Genomic DNA, 5,152 nt, shown 5'->3' with positions numbered 1-5,152 from the left:
GTTCGACGCATTTCGGCTTATTTTGATAAGTATCCCGATGGATTAACAACTGCTGATTTAAAGGATTACTTTAACAGTCTTATCCAAACGCACTCTTGGAGTACCGTCAAATTAAACCGTAACGGTTTACAGTTTTTCTACCGCTATACGCTCGACAAGCAGTGGGAATGGCTCAACATTGTCAAACCACCACAAGTTAAACGCCTGCCTGATATCTTAACTCCTACGCAAATAAGTAAAGTCATTAACGGTACCAAGAAGCTACGCTACCAAGTATTCTTTCTCACGCTTTACAGCATGGGACTACGATTAAGCGAAGGCTTAAACCTGACAGTTCATGATATTGATAGCCAAACCATGCAAATACATATTCGTGATGCTAAAGGCGGTAAAGATAGATTAGTTCCTCTGCCAAAGCGTACTTTGTACGCACTGCGCAGTCATTGGCAAACGCATCATCATGCGCGACTGATTTTCCCAGGATTGGGAAATGGTATGAACTCGCCAATGGACAAAGGCGGCATTCAAAAAGCCATCAAACAAGTTTTACGTGATTGTAATATCAATAAACTCGTTAGCCCGCATTCGCTACGTCATTGCTTTGCTACTCATTTATTGGAAAACGGCTTGGATTTGCGCTCTCTGCAAGTATTGCTCGGTCATGCCTCGTTAAATACGACCGCTAGATATACTCAATTAACCCAACTAAAACAAAAGGATGCTGCCGTTGCCATTAACCAACTTGCTGACAAGTTAGCGCTAGATTGGAGTTTAAAATGAGTACCTTCATTGATTTACTGCGCATTCATCATGACGAGTTTGAACGACAATTTGGCAATCAACTTTCCCATGAAAGCCGTCGTGCAATCTACGCTATGCTCAGTTGTAAAACACGAAACCAATGGCATAAAGGTAAGAATAATTACCTGTATAACGCCTTTGCACTAGCTAAAGTCTGGCGAGCGAGAATGATTGATGCAATCAATCAGCACGCTGATTTATCGCTGGCGAACACTGACACATTACCCATTAAATGGGTCGTTGATTGCCGTAAGGTTGGTTACGGTCTTCCCGCCTTACAATATCTGTCACGCTATTTATATCGGGGCGTATTACCTGATAAAAACATCATCGATACAAGCAATAATACCGTGACATTCAACTATAAAGATGGACAAACTCAAGCAATAAAAACCAAAACCTTGCCGACGCTGCAATTTCTCTGGCTCATCTTGCAACATGTGCTTCCCAAAGGATTACAGCGAGTGCGGGATTATGGTTTTTACATGGTAATGCCAAACGGCTGAGAGTGCGAATTCAAGCTATATTACTGTATCTGTTCAATTGGAAAATGCCTAAACTCGTCGCAACGATCACTGCGAAAGCCATCAGAATTTGTCCTTGCTGCTAGCATTAAATGAAGTGCGTTGGTATCACACGATCGACCTAGCCGAAAGGCGAACATAATAAGGATAATGGCATTAACATTACAGTTGGAGATATTAAATTTATGGTACAACTAGCTAGTTAATTGATAAATAACAGGTCTGTTGTTTATCTCGATTTAGCTCGTCTTGGCTTTAACCCCAAGACGAAGTATCCACTAAGATCAAACACGTTATTTACTATATAAAGAAGGGCTTAGGCTTGCTCAACACTCGAATAAGGTGTCGGCTGCGCGACACCTATTCTTATATGTTAGGCATATTCACAACGGGCTCCATTTCTTATACTTTTTCTTACGCGCTAGTGCAACAGCACTGGTTATTTCTTCTCGTGGTGATGTTGCACAATACTCTAAGTATTCTTCCACTTTCAATCCCGACCACCCAGGAGCTGCAGCCAAAACCCAAATATGAATACCTTGATTCATCTCTCTTTCAGCTACGTAATTAATGATTTTTTCTATGTGGATATTACTCGGCACCATTTTTAGCATAGCCATTGCTCGAAGAGCTCCATCAATGAGCATTTCATTGCCAGTTTCAAGGAGCTTAAATATTGGGGTGGCGTCTTTCCCGTTTTCTATGGAAAGTCTGACTATGGCATCACCAATAGCGACGTAAACCATAGTTGCCTCGAAATTTTGATTTACGAGTTCATTTAGAAAAGGCAATGCTGGTTTATAACCACATTCGCCAATAGCCATGATCATCTGGTACTGCGTTTCCCAAGTCCGAGCATCTTTGAGCTCGGTCTCAAGCGCGTTAAATATAGAAGGACCTGCATCAGCGTCCTTTAACTTCCGAAGCTTCTTCGCAGCAGAACGACGCTTAGGAGATCTCTTATCTTCCAATTGAGCTACTATCTCGTTCAATGCTCGATTCTCCATAGTGCCTAACACTCGGCTCACCGAGCAAATTTTTGATGGCGTCTTTTTGCACAAAAGGTAACAGCGGAGATTTGTCCGGTGAAGTCGCTTGTTACGTGCTGATTTTGCACAGCTGCTTGATTGTCTTTTCATGCTCTTTACCCACTAAACCAACGTCTTGATGAAAGCGAAATCCAGACCTTTTAACTTTGGCCGCTTCAAGTGCTTTCTTCGCTTCGGAACCATCACTACTTATTATCGCTTTAGAAGCATGCCACTTGTAATGATCTAGTGGAAACGTGAGACGATCAATATGTTCATTTAGTACATCAAGTGCGTTGGTGAACTCACTTTCTATTTTTTGTGTTGCCACCAAATATGGATAATCAAGATAAACACCTGTTTGATGTTTTGGAAATTCTTTTTCTCTCTGTAATATTTCTTTATAGGTGGCCACACATTTTTCGAGATCGCCTAGCGCCATAAAAGCAATCGCCCTTGCCAGCAAGGCCCGCACGTCATCGAATTGGTCTTTTCTCGATTCGAAATACTCATCAACCAAGCAGAGCGATACCTTTGGATGCTTGTCAGTCAAGGTTAGCGCTTGAATTATCAAATACTGATCTCTTTGTGTTCTTGCTCGCTTTAGCTTCGAGTAGAAATATTCTTCGACGGAATCATTCCAGTCTTCATTTCTGTACCAATCGTCAGATGACACAATGACTCCTTAGCACGTAACGCTTCAAGAACTGGCGGCGTTTACACCGTCCACGTTACTTGATTTGTTAGCTACCGAGTACATTTTATATGCTGAAATTCCATACCAGAATAGAGTTATAGCTACCCAAACTCTTTGAATGATGAATTTGTATTCAATGGGCATCAAGCCGAAACCTAAGAACCAGAAGAAAACAACATGAATTACAGTCACTAAAACACAAAAATTTCGGAAATTCTTTGATGCATAAAATTCACTCATTTCTAATGCAAATACGACAGGAACAATTAATAATATTGTTGTAAGTACATACACATCATGTAATGGATTTTTCATCATAAAAATCCCATCAAACAACCATATTATGCCAAATGAAAACATTGTTAAGAAAGTAAATTTAGCTTTTGCTATTGATAGACACGCAAATGAAAATAAACACATTGACAGACCGATTAATATATCTGTAAGCCGATGAGAATAAGCAAAAAAAGGTGAATCTATCGCTAATCCGCTAATATATGGATATTCAATGCCATAGCCAGATAAAAACAGGTCTAAGAAAATGTTATACAAAGCAAATACAGGAATAAGCATTGCTTGTTTAACTAATATTAAATTTCTTTTATCCAAAAGTAACTCCAAATTTTTTTTAGGGCAGCTAACGCCCAAAGCTGACGCGCGTCTTTTTGCGTCGCTAGCCTTTGCTTGTTAAATACTGACCTCGCTTAAGGCCCACAAATCCCCCTAATACCATAGCAAATAAAATTGCCAAGTTGTGCAAAACCGGATAACTCGGCTCATGCCCGATAAATAAGGTGAGACATGACAATAGCAGTGGTCCACACAGATAATAGATGCCAAAACGACCCGCATATTTAGCCATTGATTTCGCTAACAAGAAAAAACTAACTAACGAAGCTAACAATGCTGGCAGAAAATATATCTTGGGATCGTGCGGATTTGGCAACTTATCCGTTACATATAAATATGTCCAAGACCATAAGAATAGCCCCCCAACAATAGAGACCGCTGAAGCTATTATTCCTCCAAACAACATTAAGAGAATCGATTTTTTGTGACTAATTTTATCCATAATGTATATTTAACGCCTAAATTTTGGGCAAATACTGTGGAGCGACGAAGGAGCGTAGCAGTATTTGTCCTAAACATTTTCTTGTTATAACTTACTCGGATTCTAAATATGGAGATTTAAAAGGTTCAACATATAACCCCGAGCTTCGAATACAACTAATTACCTCTGGATAATTATTACTAATACCTATGTACATATAATAATCACAACCAAAGTGTACAAATATGCCTTTTTTGGAAGTCAGCTGACCTCCGATTTCTTCACGTAAAATAAGCTGAATAACTCTTTTCAAAGATTCATCATGGAATTCTTTACCTTCTGCGAATGTAAGCTCTTTATCAGAGTAATTAAAGCCATTCCAAAAGTCAGTTAATGTAAGACTTTCAATTCCTGACGCTTTCATGAAACTACAAACAGCCTCAACATAAGATGACTCGACTCTTTCATATTCTTGAAGGGTAAACTCTATTCCTGCATAAGAGTTGCCCACATCACTGATAGCCGTCCATTCATCATAGGACTCTAAATCAGGATTATATTTAGTAACTCTATATTGATGATTCAAAAAACTATCCCTAGTTATAACGCCCATTTAATTTGTGAAGCAATGTTGGCTAATTTTTTTCGGGTCTTTGCAAAAATGGGACAACGTGCTGAATCTGATTCAAATGCTTGTTGAACGAAGCCGCTGCGCGGCAGAGTAAACAAGCCAGCGTTCATACTAACCAATAGCATCACCATTATGATGGTGCCTTATTGGGGTTATTCGTATGAATCATTCACAACAGCAACGATTTAATTATCTTTATGAACAACACCTTACCAATTTAAGGCTACAAGGTAAACGGCCAGCAACCATTGATGGCTATTCTCGTGCGGTTCGACGCATTTCGGCTTACTTTGATAAGTCTCCCGATGGATTAACTACTGCTGATTTAAAGGATTACTTTAACAGTCTTATCCAAACGCACTCATGGAGTACCGTTAAAATAGACCGTAACGGCTTACAATTTTTCTATCGTTACACCCT

General features: G+C 39.6%; 8 protein-coding genes and 1 pseudogene. 3 read left to right on the top strand and 6 right to left on the bottom strand.

Annotation, left to right across the window (positions count from 1 at the left end):
- Together BT797_RS21910 and BT797_RS21905 are read left to right on the top strand one after the other, a co-directional pair.
- The coding region (locus tag BT797_RS21910; RefSeq protein WP_075473539.1) for a tyrosine-type recombinase/integrase at positions 1-780 on the top strand (780 nt) is incomplete at its 5' end.
- Positions 781-890: 110 nt separating this feature from the next.
- Positions 891-1,411 (top strand): annotated as a pseudogene (locus BT797_RS21905) (IS91 family transposase); the annotation flags it as partial.
- Between the two features lie 297 nt (positions 1,412-1,708).
- Here BT797_RS21905 and BT797_RS21900 read toward each other — a convergent pair.
- The 6 genes from BT797_RS21900 to BT797_RS23980 all read right to left on the bottom strand — a co-directional run bounded on the left by BT797_RS21900 (position 1,709) and on the right by BT797_RS23980 (position 4,863).
- Positions 1,709-2,317: a HEAT repeat domain-containing protein gene (locus BT797_RS21900; RefSeq protein ID WP_139291751.1), complete on the bottom strand. Its 609-nt coding sequence runs from the start codon at positions 2,315-2,317 to the stop codon at positions 1,709-1,711.
- A 106-nt stretch (positions 2,318-2,423) separates the two neighbouring features.
- A complete protein-coding gene (locus BT797_RS21895) occupies positions 2,424-3,029 on the bottom strand; it encodes a hypothetical protein (RefSeq protein ID WP_075473536.1) in 606 nt (201 codons plus the stop codon).
- A gap of 24 nt (positions 3,030-3,053) precedes the next feature.
- Positions 3,054-3,659: a hypothetical protein gene (locus BT797_RS21890; RefSeq protein WP_075473535.1), complete on the bottom strand. Its 606-nt coding sequence runs from the start codon at positions 3,657-3,659 to the stop codon at positions 3,054-3,056.
- A gap of 64 nt (positions 3,660-3,723) precedes the next feature.
- Positions 3,724-4,122, bottom strand: a complete 399-nt coding sequence (locus BT797_RS21885) for a hypothetical protein (RefSeq protein ID WP_075473534.1) — start codon at positions 4,120-4,122, stop codon at positions 3,724-3,726.
- A 91-nt stretch (positions 4,123-4,213) separates the two neighbouring features.
- Positions 4,214-4,687, bottom strand: coding sequence for a hypothetical protein (locus BT797_RS21880; protein WP_082293730.1), 474 nt, complete (start codon positions 4,685-4,687; stop codon positions 4,214-4,216).
- Between the two features lie 14 nt (positions 4,688-4,701).
- On the bottom strand, positions 4,702-4,863 hold the full coding sequence (locus BT797_RS23980; RefSeq protein ID WP_175545663.1) for a hypothetical protein: 162 nt from the start codon (positions 4,861-4,863) through the stop codon (positions 4,702-4,704).
- A 29-nt stretch (positions 4,864-4,892) separates the two neighbouring features.
- On the opposite strand from BT797_RS23980, the gene BT797_RS21875 reads away from it, so the two are divergent.
- Positions 4,893-5,152 (top strand): site-specific integrase (locus BT797_RS21875; protein WP_075473532.1); only part of this gene is annotated, 260 nt, incomplete at its 3' end.

This window comes from Moritella viscosa, from assembly GCF_900120065.1.
Lineage (GTDB): Bacteria > Pseudomonadota > Gammaproteobacteria > Enterobacterales > Moritellaceae > Moritella > Moritella viscosa.
This window is presented reverse-complemented; position numbering and strand designations above follow the sequence as displayed.